The following is a 16,147-nucleotide window of genomic DNA, read 5'->3' as shown; positions in this document are numbered from 1 at the left end:
GGACGCGGAGGGACCGCGTCCGGGGAACCGGCGTGTGGGATGGGGGAGTTGGGCGGCTACGGCACGATCCGCAGCAGCCGGTTGGGCGAGCCGCTGCCGGGTGAGGTCACCACCCCGGTCGTCGCCCCGTTCACCAGCGCCGTCTGGACCTGGGCGGGCGTCGCCGAGGTGTGCCCGGCGAGGTAGATCGCCGCCGCGCCCGCGACGTGCGGGGACGCCATAGAGGTGCCGGAGATGGTGTTGGTCGCGGTGTTGCTGGTCCGCCACGCCGCCGTGATCGACGAACCGGGCGCGAACAGGTCGAGCCCCGAACCGAAGTTGGAGTACGAGGCCTTCGCGTCGGTGCTCGTCGTCGCGCCGACGGTGATCGCCTCGGTGACCCGGGCGGGGGAGCGGGTGCTCGCGTTCACCGACTCGTTGCCCGCCGCCACCGCGTACGTCACCCCGCTGGCGATGGAGTTGCGGACCGCGTTGTCGATCGCCGTGGACGCGCCGCCGCCGAGCGACATGTTGGCCACCGACGGGCCGGTCCGGTTCCGGGTCACCCAGTCGATGCCGGCGACGACCCCGGCGGTGGTGCCCGAACCGGAGTTGTTCAGCACCCGCACGGCCACGATCCGCGCCCGCTTGGCGACCCCGTAGGCCGTGCCCGCCGCGGTCGAGGCGACGTGCGTGCCGTGGCCGTTGCCGTCCTGGGCCACGTTGTCGTTCGAGACGGCGTCGTAGCCGTTGACCGCGCGCCCGCCGAAGTCGGTGTGGGCGATGTTGACGCCGGTGTCGATGACGTAGATCGTCGTGCCCGCGCCCGCGCTGTCCGGGTAGGTGTAGCTCCGGTCGAGCGGCAGCCGGGCCTGGTCGATGCGGTCCAGGCCCCAGCTCGGCGGGTTGGTCTGGGTGGCGGTCGCCCGCACGGCCACGTCCTGGATGACCTGGTCGACGGCCGGATCGGCCGCGAGTCTGCGGGCCTCGGTGGCCGAGAGCTCGGCCGCGTAGCCGTTGAGCGCCTTCTGGTAGGTGTGCTCCACCGACCCGCCGTAGCCGGATATCAGGCTCCTGCCGGCCTTGGACGTCGACTTCAGGCCGCTGCTCTTCTTGAGAGTGACGATGTAGCTGTCCTTCACCGCGCCCGCCGCGTCCGCGCCGACGACGGTGCCCTCGGCGGGTGGGGCCGCCTGGGCCGGGAGCGCGGTGGCCGTGCCGAGCAGGGCGGCCGTGCCGATGGCCGCGAGCACGGTGGCGGGGATCTTTCCGATGCGCTGACTGCTTCGCTGATGCGCCATGACGAGGAGGTCCTCCTGATGGAGGCGCGCGGGATGGCCGCTCGCCGGTGTGTGGGGGGTACGCGCGGGGTCGCACGCACGACCGGGAACAGGGCGTTCCGTCCGCGGTCTGGTCCAAGAGCGTGGCGGCTCGGCGTGCTCAGGACAAGAGGGTGTGACGCCCTGTCATATGCCGGACACGGGAACGCAATTCAAACCTCGCGGGTGTGAACATTTCTCCCCATTCACATCCGCGCGCGGAGACTTACCGACCGGTAGCGGCGGTGGTACGACATGTGACGCAGAGATCCTGCTGAAGGAGGTTCCATGAGACCCTTCCGACTCGCGGCGTTCGCGTCCTCGCTGGTCGCCGCCACCACCCTCGCCCTCACCGGGGCGGGCGCCGCCCAGGCGGCGGGCAGTGCCGCGCCCGTCGACTACGTGGCCCTCGGCGACTCCTACTCCTCGGGCGTCGGATCCGGCGGCTACGACAGCGCGAGCGGCGACTGCAAGCGCACGCCGCGTGCCTACCCCGCCCTGTGGGCCGCGGCCAACTCCCCGTCCTCGTTCGCCTTCACCGCCTGCTCGGGCGCCCGCACCAACGACGTCACCTCCGGTCAGCTCGGGCCGCTGAACGCCTCCACCGACCTCGTCTCGATCAGCATCGGCGGCAACGACGCCGGCTTCGCCGACGTCATGACCACCTGCGTCCTGCAGTCGGAGAGCCGCTGCCTTTCGCGCATCGCCACCGCGCGCGCCTACGCCGACACCACCCTGCCGGGCCGGCTCGACTCCGTATACGACGCGATCCGCGCCAAGGCCCCGAGCGCCCGGGTGGTCGTCCTCGGCTACCCGCGCTTCTACAAGCTCAACGGCAGCTGCATCGCCGGCCTCACCGAACGGGAGCGCGCCGCCATCAACGGCGGGGCCGACCACCTCAACGCCGTCACCGCCAAGCGCGCCGCCGACCACGGCTTCACCTTCGGCGACGTCACCCCCGCCTTCACCGGCCACGAGATCTGCTCCGGGGACTCCTGGATCAACAGCCTCAACCTGCTGAACATCACCGAGTCCTACCACCCGAAGGCCGCCGGCCAGTCCCGCGGCTACCTGCCGGTCCTCGACGCACTGGCCTGACCGCCAGGGGGTCCGGCGCCCGGCCGTCGGACGCCGGACCCCCGCTCAGGCACCGCCGTCGTCCCCGCCGCCGTCGTCTCCGCCGCCGTCGCCCCCGCCGCCGTCCCCTCCGCCGTCCTCGCCGCCGCCCCCGCCGTCCGTCGGCTCCGACGGCTCACCGCTGGGCTCGCCGTCGTCCTCGCAGGTCACCGTGTACGGGAGCGGCTCGGAGTTCACCTGCCGGACTCCCTCGGCCCGCACCTGCAGGACGGCCTCGGCCCGGTAGGACTCGGTGCCGGTGGGCACGTTCACCCGCACCTCCTGCTTCTTCTCACCCTCGGCGAAGGAGAGCGCCGACCAGTCGCTCGCTCCCGCGGACGAGACCCAGCGGTACTCCGCCCGGGCCGGCGCCACCGTCACCTCGACCTCCCCCTTCAACAGGGGCTGCTCGTCCTCCGGCGCCGGGCAGGGGCCCTCGTAGGAGTCGCGCTCGGCGCTCACCTCCACGGTGATCCGCTGCTTCTCGGGCGGGGGAGTGGACTCCTCCTTCGTCGTCTCCTCCGGCTCCGCGGGCGTGGTCCTTTCCTCCTCCGGCGCCGTGCTCCGCTCCGTCGGCTTCTGCGACGGTGACTCGCCCGCGCCGCCCGCCGCGGCCCCCGCCGTGTCCGTTCCCGAGCCGTTCCCGTTCTCCCCGTCCCGGCCGGAGAGGTACCAGGCGGTCCCGCCGCCCGCGAGGAGCAGCACCAGCAGGCCGATGATCACCAGCAGCCCGGCGTTCCGCTGCCCGTCCCCGCCGTACGCCGGGTCGGCCGTGGCGGTCGTGGGCGAGACGGGGGCGGCCAGGGGGACGGGACCGGTCCGCCGGGTGTCCGGCCCGTACGGCACCGGGGCGGGGACGGGCGCCGCGTAGGGGACCGCGCGCGTCGTCCCGGTCGGCGGCGGACCGCCGACGGTGCCGCCGGCGGCCACGATCCGCAGGTCGTGCTCGGCCTGCTCGGCGGTGAGCCGCTCGGCCGGGTCCTTGCGCAGCAGCCCCTCGAGGACGGGTTCGAGCGGCCCGGCCCGGTCCGGCGGCGGCAGCTCCTCGTCGACCACGGCCCGCAGGGTGCTGAGCGGGGTGTCGAGCCGGAACGGCGAACTGCCCTGCACCGCTGCGTAGAGGAGCACGCCGAGCGACCAGAGGTCCGACTCGGGCCCGGGCGTCCGGCCGAGCGCGCGCTCCGGGGCGAGGTACTCGGGCGAGCCGATCAGCTCCCCGGTCATGGTGAGCGCGGAGGTGCCCTCGACGGTCGCGATGCCGAAGTCGGTGAGGACGACGCGCCCGTCGTTCGCGATCAGCACGTTGCCGGGCTTGACGTCCCGGTGCAGCACGCCGGCGTCGTGGGCGGCGCGCAGCGCGGCGAGCACCTCGGCCCCGACGTGCGCGGCGCGGGCGGGCTCCATCGGACCCTCGCCGTCGAGCACGTCGGCCAGCGTCAGCCCGCGCACCAGCTCCATCACGATCCAGGGCCGGCCGTCCTCCGTCGCCACGTCGTAGACGGTGACCACGTTGCGGTGCGAGATCCGGGCCGCCGCCCACGCCTCGCGCTCCAGGCGCGCGTAGAGCCGTGAGCTGTCGCCGGTGTCGAAGCCCTGCGGGGCCTTGACCTCCTTGACCGCGACCTCGCGGCCGAGCAGCTCGTCCCGCGCCCGCCAGACCGTGCCCATACCGCCCGCGCCCAGCGCGTCGAGCAGCAGATAACGGTCCGCGACTCTGCGCGTCCCACCCGGCGTCCCGCTCACGCGATGCCTCCCCGAGATTCGTCCGATTCCGGTCGCCTGCCCGGCCCCTGACGGCCGAACCGTTCCCGGGCGCGCCGCGCGGACCCGTGACACGCGCGGGAAGGGAGACGGATCCGGCGGGCCCGCAGTTCCCCGAACGGCTTCCGAGGGCTCGATCATGACGTTGTCACGTCGGTTTCGCGCCGCTTTGGCGGCGAACTCGTGACGTTCCCGCGACGACTTGTCCCACTCGCCCGGAATTGCGGCGGAAAGCGGTCCGCATGGTCAACGCCCTTGCGGGGACAGGGAATCCAAGGCCGGGATACCCGGGTGTGACCGGAGGGCGATAGGGTTAATGTGCCCGGGCCGAGTGCCCTCGTAGCGGGTGGGGAGTGACATGGAACAGATAACGGTGCGCAGCAGGGCGCGAGTGCCTGCGATCACGTGCGGCAGCGGTGCGACCAGCTCGCGTCTCGACCGTCACCTCGCGGTGCTCGGCGGCCCGGCCGTCCCGCAGCGCGAGACGGCCGAGGCGACGCTGCTGATGCGCGAGCTGACCACGCGGAACGCGGCCCGCGACCGGGCGGACACGAGCCGGGGCGCGCGCGTCTCGAAGCTCTCGCTGTTCGCGCCGCTGCGCCGGCTGCGGCGGACCCTCTTCGGCGGCCACTAGACGCTCCGACGTCGGCCGCCGGCCGAGAACCGCACGCACCTGTGCGCACCCGCCCGCGTCCCGGCCCCTCCGGCCCACCGCCGCACCCCGACCGTCCCCGTCCCCACCCTCGGCGGACGGCTCGGGGCAAGGCCCACCCCGAGGACACCGGACGCGGGCGTCCGTGCGTCCGCCCGCCCCGCCCCTCAGACGAGCGACAACTGCCCGTCGGGCCCGTCCTCCTGGTGATCGAGCACCGAGGCGGGCCGACGCGCCGCCGCCGGGACCGGCAGGACCCCCGCCGCCCGCAGCTCCGGCGCCCCGACGACCGGCCCGTCCTCGGCCGACTCCCGCGCCGCCGCGACCTCGACCTCCGCCTCGGCGAGCAGCGCGAGGACGGTGACCAGGTCGAGCAGCTCCGAGGTCCACCGCTGCGGCCAGGCGCGCGGCCCGATCGCCTCCAGCGTCCCCGGCTCCCCCCGCTGCGCCCGCCCGGCGAACCACTGCTCCAGGACGCGCAGCCCGCCCACCCGGAACTCCCACGCCTCCGGGGCGACCGGCGCGATCCGCGCGTCGCCGAGCAGCAGGGTCCCCTCCTGGGGCACGTAGGCGATTCCGCCCGGCCATCCGCCGAGCGCGGCCCGCACGAACGGCCGCCGGCCGCCCGGCAGTCTCGGCCGCTCCCCGTCCCCGCACTGCAGCGCCCGCAGCCGCCGGCCCGCCGCGACGCCCCGCGCCCAGCGGGCCGGGTCGGCGGTCAGCGGCACCCGCCGGCCGGGGCGGGCCGAGGCGAGGATCCACGCGGCCACGTCCTCGGCAGAGACCGCGACCCCCAGCCGGTCGGTGAGGTGCGCCGTCAGCCCCGGCGCGAGGTTCGGCTCGCGGCCGCCGGGCCGCCGGTACAGCGGGCGGACGCGGGCGCCGCGACCGGGCGTCTGCGGCCCCACGGGCAGCAGCCGGGTGGCGAGGAGCGACGGGCCGTCCGGGACGGGGAGTTCGGGCAGCTGCACCAGGAACACCTGCTCCGCGTCGGCGATCCGCCAGAGCTCGGGGCGGGCCGCGTCGATCAGCCGGTGGTCCGGCAGCAGCCACCGGGCGTCGAACGGACCGTGCAGCACCCGGATCGGCTGCGGGCAGGGGCCGGACTCGCGGCTCAGCCGCCCCGTCCCGGTGCGCTGCCCCGGCAGGTGGGCGACGGCCGTCTCCAGGGTCCGCGCCCGGCTCACCCCGAACAGCTGCGCCCGCTCGTCCCCCGCGCCGGTGAACGCCTCCCAGCGCGCGGTGAGCGCGGCCCGGTCCGCGGCCACCGGCCAGCCCCGGCCGACCCGCGGCGGGTCCACCGACCAGGGCATCAGGTCGTCGAGCAGCGGGGTCGCTTCGTCCGTCACCGGGCCATCGTAGGCAGCGGCGTTCAGTGCGCGTCGAGGGTCACCGTGAAGGAGAAACGATCCCCCCGGTAGTGGATCAGGGCCACGTCGAGCGCCCGGCCCCCCTCGTCGTAGGTGACCCCGGTGTAGTGCAGGATCGGGCTGAGCAGCGGGACCTGGAGCAGCCGGGCCGTCTCGGGGTCGGCGAGGCGCGCCTCGACGGTGTCGGTGATCCGGCTGATCCGCACCCCGACCGCGTCCCGCAGCACCTTCGTCATGGGCCACCGGCCGAGGTCCGCGGGGTCGATCCGGGCGGCCAGCTCGGGGCGGACGTAGTTGCGGGCGTGGTTCGTCGGCTCACCGGTCTGCTCGTCGCTGCGCAGCCGGTGGTACGCGGCCACCTCCGTGAAGCCGGGGAACTCCGCGCGCAGCTCGGCGGGGACGGGGGCGGGGCCGTGGGAGAGCAGCTCCGTCGTCATGCCCGACTGCTGGGCGACGATCGCGTCCACCGAGCCGAGCAGCCGCACCGGGCTGCCGCGCCGGGCGTCCGGCTCGATGAAGGTGCCCCGCCGCCGGTGCCGGCTGATCAGCCCCTCCGTCTCCAGCTCCTTCAGCGCCTGGCGCATCGTCAGGACGCTGACGCCGTAGTGCCCCGCGAGCTGGTCCTCGGTCGGCAGCCGCAGCGGGGCCTCCGGGGTGCGCCCGAGGATCGAGGCGCGCAGCGACTGCGACACCTGGTACCAGAGCGGCAGCTTGCGATTGAGCGTGATCGAGTCGGGCGCGAAGGCGGTCATCGTTTCTCCGAGTCATGACCGGAAGTGGCGCTCAAGACCTTGCCACACGTCGTCGTAGCCCGACTGGAGATGGTCGGCTTCCGCGGCCCGGGCGGTGAGGGTCACCGGCCAGCGGGTCTCGAACATGAACGCCAGGCCGTCGTCCACCTTCTGCGGCACGAGGTCGGCCGCGCTCGCCCGGTCGAACGTCGTCCGGTCCGGGCCGTGCGCGGACATCATGCTGTGCAGCGACCCGCCGCCCGGCACGAAACCGCCCTTCCCCGCGGCCTTCGCGTCGTACGCACCCTCGATCAGGCCCATGTACTCGCTCATCACGTTCCGGTGGAAGTACGGCGGCCGGAAGGTGTCCTCACCGACCAGCCAGCGCGGCACGAAGGCCACGAAGTCGACGCCGGCCAGGCCCGGGGTGTCGGACGGGGACGTCAGCACCGTGAAGACCGACGGGTCGGGGTGGTCGTAGCTGATCGACCCGATCGCGTTGAAACGGCGCAGGTCGTAGACGTACGGCAGGTAGTTGCCGTGCCAGGCGACGACGTCGAGCGGCGAGTGGTCGTAGGTGGCCGCCCAGAGGTTGCCGCAGTACTTGCTGACGACCTCGACCGGGCCCTCGACGTCCTCGTAGGCGGCCACCGGGGCGCGGAAGTCGCGGGCGTTGGCGAGGCCGTTGGCGCCGATCGGGCCGAGGTCGGGGAGCTGGAAGGGGCGGCCGTAGTTCTCGCAGACGTAGCCGCGGGCCTCGGCGTCGAGGAGTTCCACCCGGAAGCGGACGCCGCGCGGGATCAGCGCGATCTCGCCGGGGCGGGCGGCCAGGAGGCCGAACTCGGTGCGCAGGAGCAGTCCGCCGCGCTCGGGGACGATGAGCAGCTCGCCGTCGGCGTCGCTGAACACCCGGTTCCCCATGGAGGAGTCGGCCGCATAGAGGTGGATCGCCATGCCGGTCCGCTGAGAGGCGTCGCCGTTGCCCCCTAGGGTCCACAGGCCGGCCAGGAAGTCGGTGCCGGGCGCGGGGGAGGGGAGCGGGTCCCAGCGCAGCCGGTTCGGGTCGGGTGCGGCGGAGGCGAACGGGGCGCCGGACAGCTCGCCGTTGCCGATCCGGTGGAAGGCGGGGTGCGCGGCGGAGGGGCGGATGCGGTAGAGCCAGGAGCGGAGGTTGTGGGCGCGGGGTTCGGTGAACGCCGAGCCGCTCAGCTGCTCGGCGTAGAGGCCGAGGGGCGCGCGCTGCGGGGAGTTCCGCCCGTGCGGCAGCGCGCCCGGGACGGCCTCGCTGGCGTGCTCGTTGCCGAAGCCGGTCAGGTAGCCGAGCCCGTCGGCCGTCTGCTGTGCGGTGGTGCCCATCGCGCGCTCCCGGTTCCCCGCCGTGGGCCGGCGGCCCCGTGGCGATTCCTGTGCCGAACAGTAGGAATCAGGTCCGCCCGGCGCAAGAGCGACACCAGGCCGATCCGGCACCACCTGCGGTTTCGCGCATACCGCTCGCGCCGACCGCCGCGATGCCGATGTCCGCGACCGTCCGCTGCGGCGTCACGATCGACGACGGCCTGCCCGCCTGCTTCTCCCCGGCGGTCCTGCTCGCCGGCGTGCTCTTCGGGGCGATCCGAGCCGTTCCCCCTGTCTTCCTGGCATCCTAAAACTAACGGCGCTAGTTTGGAGGCCGCGACCACGACGACCGTGAGCGGAAGGAAGCCTCCATGAAGGCCCACGACGGGATGTACATCGGCGGGTCCTGGCGGCCCGCCGCCGGGACGGACGTGATCGAGGTCCTGAACCCCGCCACCGAGGAGCCGATCGGGCAGGTCCCGGCCGGGACCGCCGAGGACGTGGACGCGGCCGTCCGAGCGGCCCGCGCGGCCTTCGACGACTGGGCGGCCACCGCCCCCGCCGACCGGGCCGCGAAGCTCACCGCGCTGCGGGACCGGCTCGTCGCCCGCAAGGACGAGATCGCCGAGACCGTCACCGCCGAACTCGGCGCGCCGCCGGCGTTCGCCCAGGCCGTGCACGCGGGCCTGCCGGCGATCGTCGCCGGTTCGTTCGCGGAACTGGCCGCGAGCCACGACTTCGAGCAGCGGATCGCCAACTCGGTCGTGCACCTTGAACCGGTCGGGGTGGTCGGCGCGATCACGCCCTGGAACTACCCCCTGCACCAGGTCGTGGCCAAGGTGGCGCCCGCGCTCGCGGCGGGCTGCACCGTCGTTCTCAAGCCCGCCGAGGACACCCCGCTGGTCGCGCAGCTCTTCGCCGAGTGCGTCGACGAGGCCGGGCTGCCCGCCGGGGTGTTCAACCTGGTGACGGGGCACGGCCCGGTCGTCGGCCGGGCGATCGCGGAGCACGACGGCGTCGACATGGTGTCCTTCACCGGCTCCACCGCGGTCGGCTCCGAGATCGGCGCGCTCGCCGGTGCGGCCGTCAAGCGGGTCTCCCTGGAGCTCGGCGGCAAGTCCGCCAACGTCGTCCTGCCGAGCGCCGACCTCGCCAAGGCCGTCAACATCGGCGTGGCGAACGTGATGGGCAACTCCGGCCAGACGTGCACCGCCTGGACCCGGATGCTCGTCCACACCGACCGGTACGACGAGGCGGTGGCCCTCGCGGAGGCGGCGATCGCCAAGTACGTCCCCGGCGAGCGGATCGGCCCGCTGGTCAGCGCCAGGCAGCGGGACCGGGTGCGCGGCTACATCGAGAAGGGCGTCGAGGAGGGCGCCCGGCTCGTCGCCGGCGGCCCCGACGCCCCGCTGGAGCGCGGCTACTACGTCCGGCCGACGCTCTTCGCGGACGTCGCGCCCGGTATGACGATCGAGCAGGAGGAGATCTTCGGCCCGGTCCTCGCCATGATCCGCTACGCCGACGAGGACGAGGCCCTCGCGATCGCCAACGGCACGGCCTACGGGCTCTCCGGCGCGGTCTGGGGCGAGGAGGCGGAGGCCACCGCCTTCGCACGCCGGATGCGCACCGGGATGGTCGACATCAACGGCGGCACCTTCAACCCGCTGGCGCCCTTCGGCGGGTACAAGAAGTCCGGGGTCGGCCGCGAGCTCGGCGTGCACGGCCTGGGCGAGTTCCTCGAGGCCAAGTCCCTCCAGTACTGAGCAGAGGAGCCCGTGACACCGTGACCGCCACCGTTCGCGCCGTCCATGCCACCGCCGTCGGCTCGCCGATCGAGGTCGGCGACATCGAGCTGCCCGACACCGGCCCCGGCCGGGTGCGGGTCCGGCTCGCCGCCGCCGGGGTCTGCCACTCCGACCTGTCCCTGACCGACGGCACCATGAGCGTGCCGCTGCCCGCCGTCCTCGGCCACGAGGGCGCGGGCACGGTCGTCGCCGTCGGCGAGGGGGTCTCCGACGTCGCCGTCGGCGACGAGGTCGTCCTCAACTGGGCCCCCTCCTGCGGAAGGTGCCACGCCTGCGCGCTCGGCGAGGTCTGGCTCTGCGCCAAGGCCCTGCTGGGCGCCGCCGACCCCTACGCCCGCACCCCCGACGGCACCGTGCTGCACCCCGGCCTCAACGTCGCCGCGTTCGCCGAGGAGACCGTCGTCCCCGCCGCCTGCGTGCTGCCCGTCCCGGCGGGCATCCCGCTGGACCGGGCGGCCCTGCTCGGCTGCGCGGTCCTCACCGGCTGGGGAGCGGTCCACAACTCCGCCCGCGTCCGCACCGGCGAGACGGTCGCCGTGTTCGGCGTCGGCGGGGTGGGCCTGGCAGCCCTCCAGGCCGCCCGGATCGCGGGCGCGGCCCAGGTGGTCGCCGTGGACGTGTCGCCGGAGAAGGAGGGCCTCGCCCGGGCGGCCGGGGCCACCGACTTCCTGCTCGCCGGGCCCGCCACCGCCAAGGAGATCCGCGCCCTCACCGGCCGGCAGGGCGTCGACGCGGCCGTCGAGTGCGTCGGCCGGGCGGCGACCATCCGCGCCGCCTGGGACGCCACCCGGCGCGGCGGCCGCACCACCGTCGTCGGTATCGGCGGCAAGGACCAGCAGGTCACCTTCAACGCGCTGGAGCTCTTCCACTGGGGGCGGTCGTTGAGCGGCTGCGTCTACGGCGACTCCGATCCGGCCGCGGACCTGCCGGTCATCGCCGAGCACGTCCGCGCGGGCCGCTTCGACCTCGGCGCGCTGGTGACCGACCGCATCACCCTCGACGGCGTCCCCGCCGCCTTCGAGAACATGGTCGCGGGCAAGGGCGGCCGTTCGCTGGTGGTCTTCTAGGAGGCGCGCCCCCGGGTCGGGGCCCCTTCGTCCGCGGGCCGTCCGGCGACGGGCGGCCCGCCCCGGGGCCGGCCCCCCGAGCGGGAGACCGCCACCCCGGCCAGGCACAGCGCTCCGCCCGCCAACGTGAGCGCGCCGGGCACCTCGTCCAGGAACGCCCACGACATCAGCACGACGATCGCGGGCACGGCGTACGTCGTCGCCCCCATCCGCCCGGCGGTCGTCCGGGCGAGCGCGTACGCCCAGGTGGTGAAGGCCAGGGCGGTCGGGAAGACGCCCAGGTAGACCATGTTGAGCGTGGCGGACAGCGGCGCGTCGGCCAGCTCGGACACCAGGACCCCGCTGAACGGCAGGCAGGCCGCCGCCCCGATCGCGCAGCCGAACGTCGTCGCCTGGAGCGCGGAGGAGTGCCGCAGCGCCGGCTTCTGGGCGACCACCCCGGCCGCGTAGGTGACCGCCGCGAGGAGGCAGAGCGCCACGCCGAGCAGCGAGGAGCCGTCCCCGCCGGACATGGACAGGCCGACGACCACCGCGCCGGCGAAGCTCACCGCCATGCCCGCCACCAGCCGCTGCGGCAGCCCCTCGTCGAGCAGCCACCAGGCCAGCAGGGCCATGAGCAGCGGGCCGACGTTCACGAGGAGCGCCGCCGTCCCCGCGTCGACCAGCTGCTCGCCCCAGTTGAGGACGACCATGTAGACGCCGAACCAGAGCACCCCCGACACCGCGATCCCCGGCCACGCGGCCCGCGGCGGCGGACCCTCCCTGCGCACGAGCAGGACCAGGCCGAGCACCAGCGCCCCCGACAGCATCCGCCCGAGCGCGAGCGCGCCGGGCGAGTACGCGTCCCCCGCGCTGCGGATCGAGACGAAGGCCGAGGCCCACAGCAGGACGGTCGTGCCGGCCGCGGCGAACGCACGGCCCCGGGAAGTCGCCATGGGCGCAACCTAACCCCCGGTGCCGCCGGAGTTCACCCCGATATCGCGCCCGCGGCCGGCCCGGCGGGGCGGAGGACCGCTACCCGCGCGCCGTTGGCCCGACGTTCGCGTAGAGCGTGCCGAGTCCGTCGAGCAGCGCCGTCAGACCCGTCTCGAAGGCCCGCTCGTCGATCTTCTCGCCGCGCTCGGCCAGCAGGTGCGCCTGGCCCAGGTGCGGGTAGTCGGCCGGGTCGTACGCGGCCTTCTCGTCGACGAACCCGCGGGCGAAGGAGGCGAGCGCCGAGCCGGTGATGAAGTAGCGCATCAGCGCGCCGATGTACGTGGCCTGGGCCGGCGGCCAGCCCGCGTCCACCATCGCGCCGAACATCGCGTCCGCCAGCCGCAGCCCGGCAGGCCGCCGGCCCGGCCCGCGCACGAGCACGGGGACGATGTTCGGGTGCGCGGAGAGGGCCGCCCGGTAGGAGACCGCCCAGTCGTGCAGCGCCGTGCGCCAGTCGCGGCCGTCCTCGAACATCGACAGGTCGACCCGGGCGCTGACCGCGTCCGCCACCGCCTCCAGGATCTGGTCCTTGGTCCGGAAGTGGTTGTAGAGCGAGGGCCCGCTCACGCCCAGCTCGGCCGCGAGCCGCCGGGTGGAGACCGCGTCGAGCCCCTCTGCGTCCACCAGGGCGCTCGCGGCTTCGATGATGCGCTCCCTGCTCAGCAGGGGCTTGCGTGGTCGGGCCATGCGGCTCATAGTAGGCCGGAGACCGGTAAACTAGCAGTGCTAATTAAAGGTGCACGCGAGAGACGGCAGGGGTGCCCGGTGGATCTGGAGCTGACCGAGGAGCAGACGGCGGTCCGCCGCCTCGCCCGCGACTTCACGGCCAAGGAGGTCGCCCCGTACGTCGCGGAATGGGACCGCGTTGAGAGCGTCGACCGGGGGATCGTCCGCAAACTCGGCGCACTCGGCTTCCTCGGCCTCACCGTCGACGAGTCCTACGGCGGCTCCGGCGGCGACCACCTCGCGTACTGCCTGGTCACCGAGGAACTCGGCCGCGCGGACTCCTCCGTGCGCGGCATCGTCTCGGTCTCGCTCGGCCTGGTCGCCAAGACGATCGCCCACTGGGCGGACGAGGAGCAGAAGCGGGCCTGGCTGCCCGGGCTCACCTCCGGTGAACTCCTCGGCTGCTTCGCCCTCACCGAGCCCGGCACCGGCTCCGACGCCGGCAACCTGACGACGCGGGCCGTCCGCGACGGGGACGACTACCGGCTGACCGGCTCGAAGATGTTCATCACCAACGGCACCTGGGCCGACGTCGCCCTCGTCTTCGCCCGCGGCGACGACACCCCCGGCCACCGCGGGATCTCCGCCTTCCTGGTGCCGACCGACACCCCCGGCCTCACCCGCCGAACCGTCCACGGCAAGCTCGGCCTGCGCGGCCAGGCCACCGCCGAGCTGCACCTGGAGGACGTCCGCGTCCCCGCCGCGGCCCTGCTCGGGCCCGAGGGCAAGGGCTTCTCGATCGCGATGTCCGCGCTCGCCAAGGGCCGGATGTCGGTCGCGGCCGGCTGCGTCGGCATCGCGCAGGCCGCCCTCGACGCGGCCGTCGGATACGCGGGCGAGCGCGAGCAGTTCGGCAAGCCCATCGCCTCCTACCAGCTGGTCCAGGAGTTGATCTCGGACGTCTCCGTCGACGTCGAGGCCGCCCGGCTGCTCACCTGGCGGGTCGCCGACCTGATCGACCGCGGGCGGGAGTTCGCCACCGCCGCCTCCCAGGCCAAGCTCTTCGCCTCCGAGGCCGCGGTCCGTGCCGCGAACAACGCGCTCCAGGTCTTCGGCGGCTACGGCTACATCGACGAGTACCCGGTGGGCAAGCTGCTCCGCGACGCCCGCGTGATGACCCTCTACGAGGGCACCAGCCAGATCCAGAAGCTCATCATCGGCCGGGCGCTGACGGGGGTCTCGGCCTTCTGAGCCCGCCCCGGGCGGGATGAGTACGTCACTGAGTACACGAGCGGATGGGCCCGCGGCCCGGACCGGCCGATGCTGGCGGGCATGAGTGACACACCGGTCAAGCAGTCGTCCACCGCGGCCTTCCACATGCAGGCCGTGCTCTCGTTCGCCGTCGCGCTCGGCGCGGTCGGCCTCGGCATCGCCTACCTGGACGCCGACCCCTGGGTCCGCGCCTTCCTCGGTATCGGCGTGCTCTACCTCACCACCTCGGCCTTCACCCTCGCCAAGGTCGTCCGCGACCGGCAGGAGGCCGACCAGCTGGTCAACCGGGTCGACCAGGCCCGCCTGGAGAAGTACCTCTCCGAGCACGACCTGCTCACCAAGCTCTGATCCCCGTCCGCGAGCAGACCTAAGCGCTTGCTCAGTCTCGCGGTATGGTGTCCCTCCTGGTGATCGGAGTGAGGGGCGAGAGATGAGCACGGTCGAGGAGACGGGCGGCGCGGGGCGGCCCGAGGACAAGCCCTGGGCCGAGGTCACCCCCGAGGCCGCCCGCCGGCTGCTCGTCGCCGCCGTCGAGGCCTTCGCCGAGCGCGGCTACCACGCCACCACCACCCGCGACATCGCCGGCCGGGCCAACATGAGCCCGGCTGCGCTCTACATCCACTACCGGACCAAGGAAGAGCTGCTCCACCGGATCAGCCGGATCGGCCACGACCGCGCCCTGGAGATCCTGGAGACCGCGGCCGGGGCCGACACGACCCCCACCGAGCGGCTCGCCGACGCCGTCCGGTCCTTCGTCCGCTGGCACGCCGTCCGGCACACCACCGCCCGCGTGGTCCAGTACGAGCTGGACGCGCTGAGCGACGAGCACCGGGTCGAGATCGTCGAGCTGCGGCGGCGCAGCGACGCGGCCGTCCGCGGGATCGTCGAGGACGGCGTCCGCACCGGCGAGTTCGACGTCGCCGACGTGGCCGGCACCACCCTCGCGGTGCTCTCGCTCTGCATCGACGTCGCCCGCTGGTTCAGCCTCGACGGCCGGCGGACGCCCGACGAGGTCGGCGCGTCCTACGCCGACCTCGTGCTGCGGATGGTCGGGGCGCGGCCGGTCCCCGGCGCTGCGGCCCCGGCGGATCAGAAGTAGTAGCGGGCCACGGCCTCGGCGACGCAGACCGGCTTGTCGCCGCCCTCGCGCTCGATCGTCACCACCGTCGCCACCTGCACGCCGCCCCCGGCCTCGGTGACGTCCGCGAACCGGGCCGAGGCCCGCAGCCGCGAGCCGACCGGCACGGGGGAGGGGAAGCGGACCTTGTTCGTGCCGTAGTTCACGGCCATCCTGATGTTGTCGACGATCACGATCTGCGGCGTGAGGAACGGCAGCAGCGAGAGCGTCAGGTAGCCGTGCGCGATGGTCGTCCCGAACGGGCCCTGCGCCGCCTTCTCCGGGTCGACGTGGATCCACTGGTGGTCGCCGGTGGCCTCCGCGAACAGGTCGATCCGCTTCTGGTCGATCTCCACCCAGTCGCTGTGCCCCAACTCCTCGCCGACGGCGGCGCGCAGTTCCTCGACGGACGTGAAAATCCTCGGCTCGGCCATGTCCCGGTCCTTCCTCGGTGCCAGATGTCTAAGCGCTTGCTCAGCATGCTGGGGCGTCCCGGTCGCTGTCAACGAGAGGCCGTAGGGTTCCCTCCGTGCCGCAGATTCCCTCAGAGCTCCACGAACTCAGCGTCGGCCAGGTCTCCGCCCGCAGCGGCACGGCCGTCTCCGCCCTGCACTTCTACGAGTCCAAGGGGCTCATCACCAGCACCCGCACCAGCGGCAACCAGCGCCGCTACCACCGCGACACCCTGCGCCGGGTCGCGTTCATCCGCGCCGCCCAGCGGGTCGGCATCCCGCTCGCCACCATCCGCGAGGCCCTCGCCGAGCTCCCCGACTCCCGCACCCCCACCCGCGAGGACTGGGCCCGGCTCTCCGAGAGCTGGCGCTCCGTCCTCGACGACCGGATCCGGCAGCTCGGCCGGCTCCGGGACCACCTCACCGACTGCATCGGCTGCGGCTGCCTCTCCCTGGAGACCTGTGTCCTGTCCAACCCGGGCGACGTCTTCGGCGAGCGGCGCACCGGCTCCCGGCTGTGACACCGGTGG

Annotated in this window: 17 protein-coding genes; 9 read left to right on the top strand and 8 right to left on the bottom strand. The window is 74.0% G+C overall.

Going from position 1 to position 16,147, the window contains the following annotated elements; genetic code table 11:
• Positions 1 to 56: 56 nt before the first annotated feature.
• A complete protein-coding gene (locus ACFWEG_RS15405; RefSeq protein WP_387214610.1) occupies positions 57 to 1,280 on the bottom strand; it encodes a S8 family peptidase in 1,224 nt (407 codons plus the stop codon).
• A 306-nt stretch (positions 1,281 to 1,586) separates the two neighbouring features.
• On the opposite strand from ACFWEG_RS15405, the gene ACFWEG_RS15400 reads away from it, so the two are divergent.
• Positions 1,587 to 2,396 carry an SGNH/GDSL hydrolase family protein gene (locus ACFWEG_RS15400; protein ID WP_387214607.1) on the top strand — a complete coding sequence of 270 codons (810 nt, stop codon included), beginning with the start codon at positions 1,587 to 1,589 and terminating at the stop codon, positions 2,394 to 2,396.
• A gap of 45 nt (positions 2,397 to 2,441) precedes the next feature.
• Here ACFWEG_RS15400 and ACFWEG_RS15395 read toward each other — a convergent pair whose 3' ends face one another.
• Positions 2,442 to 4,157, bottom strand: coding sequence for a protein kinase (locus ACFWEG_RS15395; RefSeq protein WP_387214604.1), 1,716 nt, complete (start codon positions 4,155 to 4,157; stop codon positions 2,442 to 2,444).
• Positions 4,158 to 4,533: 376 nt separating this feature from the next.
• Here ACFWEG_RS15395 and ACFWEG_RS15390 point away from each other — a divergent pair, with 376 nt between their 5' ends.
• Positions 4,534 to 4,809: a hypothetical protein gene (locus ACFWEG_RS15390; RefSeq protein WP_387214601.1), complete on the top strand. Its 276-nt coding sequence runs from the start codon at positions 4,534 to 4,536 to the stop codon at positions 4,807 to 4,809.
• A gap of 185 nt (positions 4,810 to 4,994) precedes the next feature.
• On the opposite strand, the gene ACFWEG_RS15385 is transcribed toward ACFWEG_RS15390, so the two are convergent.
• The 3 genes from ACFWEG_RS15385 to hmgA are packed head-to-tail and all read right to left on the bottom strand — an operon-like array spanning position 4,995 to position 8,284.
• Complete coding sequence (locus ACFWEG_RS15385) at positions 4,995 to 6,140, bottom strand: type ISP restriction/modification enzyme (RefSeq protein ID WP_387214616.1); 1,146 nt, start codon at positions 6,138 to 6,140, stop codon at positions 4,995 to 4,997.
• 59 nt (positions 6,141 to 6,199) lie between these two features.
• A complete protein-coding gene (locus tag ACFWEG_RS15380; RefSeq protein ID WP_387214597.1) occupies positions 6,200 to 6,949 on the bottom strand; it encodes a GntR family transcriptional regulator in 750 nt (249 codons plus the stop codon).
• Between the two features lie 12 nt (positions 6,950 to 6,961).
• Positions 6,962 to 8,284, bottom strand: coding sequence for a homogentisate 1,2-dioxygenase (gene hmgA / locus ACFWEG_RS15375; protein WP_387214594.1), 1,323 nt, complete (start codon positions 8,282 to 8,284; stop codon positions 6,962 to 6,964).
• Positions 8,285 to 8,436: 152 nt separating this feature from the next.
• Between hmgA and ACFWEG_RS15370 the strand changes: the two genes are divergently transcribed.
• From ACFWEG_RS15370 to ACFWEG_RS15360, 3 genes are read left to right on the top strand one after another with little or no spacing between them, the layout of a single operon-like run.
• Entirely contained in the window at positions 8,437 to 8,574 is a 138-nt protein-coding gene (locus ACFWEG_RS15370; RefSeq protein ID WP_387214591.1) for a hypothetical protein, read from the top strand.
• Between the two features lie 60 nt (positions 8,575 to 8,634).
• Positions 8,635 to 10,026: an aldehyde dehydrogenase family protein gene (locus ACFWEG_RS15365; RefSeq protein WP_387214588.1), complete on the top strand. Its 1,392-nt coding sequence runs from the start codon at positions 8,635 to 8,637 to the stop codon at positions 10,024 to 10,026.
• A gap of 20 nt (positions 10,027 to 10,046) precedes the next feature.
• Complete coding sequence (locus ACFWEG_RS15360) at positions 10,047 to 11,135, top strand: zinc-binding dehydrogenase (protein ID WP_387214585.1); 1,089 nt, start codon at positions 10,047 to 10,049, stop codon at positions 11,133 to 11,135.
• Here the strand turns inward: ACFWEG_RS15360 and ACFWEG_RS15355 are convergent.
• Positions 11,132 to 12,070: a DMT family transporter gene (locus tag ACFWEG_RS15355; protein ID WP_387214582.1), complete on the bottom strand. Its 939-nt coding sequence runs from the start codon at positions 12,068 to 12,070 to the stop codon at positions 11,132 to 11,134. The genes ACFWEG_RS15360 and ACFWEG_RS15355 overlap by 4 nt on opposite strands.
• Positions 12,071 to 12,149: 79 nt before the next feature.
• Entirely contained in the window at positions 12,150 to 12,797 is a 648-nt protein-coding gene (locus tag ACFWEG_RS15350; RefSeq protein ID WP_387214579.1) for a TetR/AcrR family transcriptional regulator, read from the bottom strand.
• A 78-nt stretch (positions 12,798 to 12,875) separates the two neighbouring features.
• Between ACFWEG_RS15350 and ACFWEG_RS15345 the strand changes: the two genes are divergently transcribed.
• From ACFWEG_RS15345 to ACFWEG_RS15335, 3 genes are all read left to right on the top strand, one after another.
• Positions 12,876 to 14,027 carry an acyl-CoA dehydrogenase family protein gene (locus ACFWEG_RS15345; RefSeq protein ID WP_387214576.1) on the top strand — a complete coding sequence of 384 codons (1,152 nt, stop codon included), beginning with the start codon at positions 12,876 to 12,878 and terminating at the stop codon, positions 14,025 to 14,027.
• An 81-nt stretch (positions 14,028 to 14,108) separates the two neighbouring features.
• Complete coding sequence (locus ACFWEG_RS15340) at positions 14,109 to 14,396, top strand: YiaA/YiaB family inner membrane protein (RefSeq protein WP_387214573.1); 288 nt, start codon at positions 14,109 to 14,111, stop codon at positions 14,394 to 14,396.
• A gap of 82 nt (positions 14,397 to 14,478) precedes the next feature.
• Entirely contained in the window at positions 14,479 to 15,147 is a 669-nt protein-coding gene (locus ACFWEG_RS15335; RefSeq protein ID WP_387214570.1) for a TetR/AcrR family transcriptional regulator, read from the top strand.
• Here the strand turns inward: ACFWEG_RS15335 and ACFWEG_RS15330 are convergent.
• Positions 15,138 to 15,599 (bottom strand): MaoC family dehydratase, encoded by a 462-nt coding sequence (locus ACFWEG_RS15330; RefSeq protein WP_387214567.1) that lies wholly within the window; start codon positions 15,597 to 15,599, stop codon positions 15,138 to 15,140. The genes ACFWEG_RS15335 and ACFWEG_RS15330 overlap by 10 nt on opposite strands.
• A gap of 95 nt (positions 15,600 to 15,694) precedes the next feature.
• Here ACFWEG_RS15330 and soxR point away from each other — a divergent pair, with 95 nt between their 5' ends.
• Entirely contained in the window at positions 15,695 to 16,138 is a 444-nt protein-coding gene (gene soxR / locus ACFWEG_RS15325; protein ID WP_387214564.1) for a redox-sensitive transcriptional activator SoxR, read from the top strand.
• Positions 16,139 to 16,147 lie beyond the last annotated feature (9 nt).

Source organism: Streptomyces sp. NPDC060194 (assembly GCF_042728285.1).
Lineage (GTDB): Bacteria > Actinomycetota > Actinomycetes > Streptomycetales > Streptomycetaceae > Streptomyces.
The sequence above is the reverse complement of the archived record's forward strand: the minus strand, read 5'-3'. Positions and strand labels throughout refer to the sequence as shown.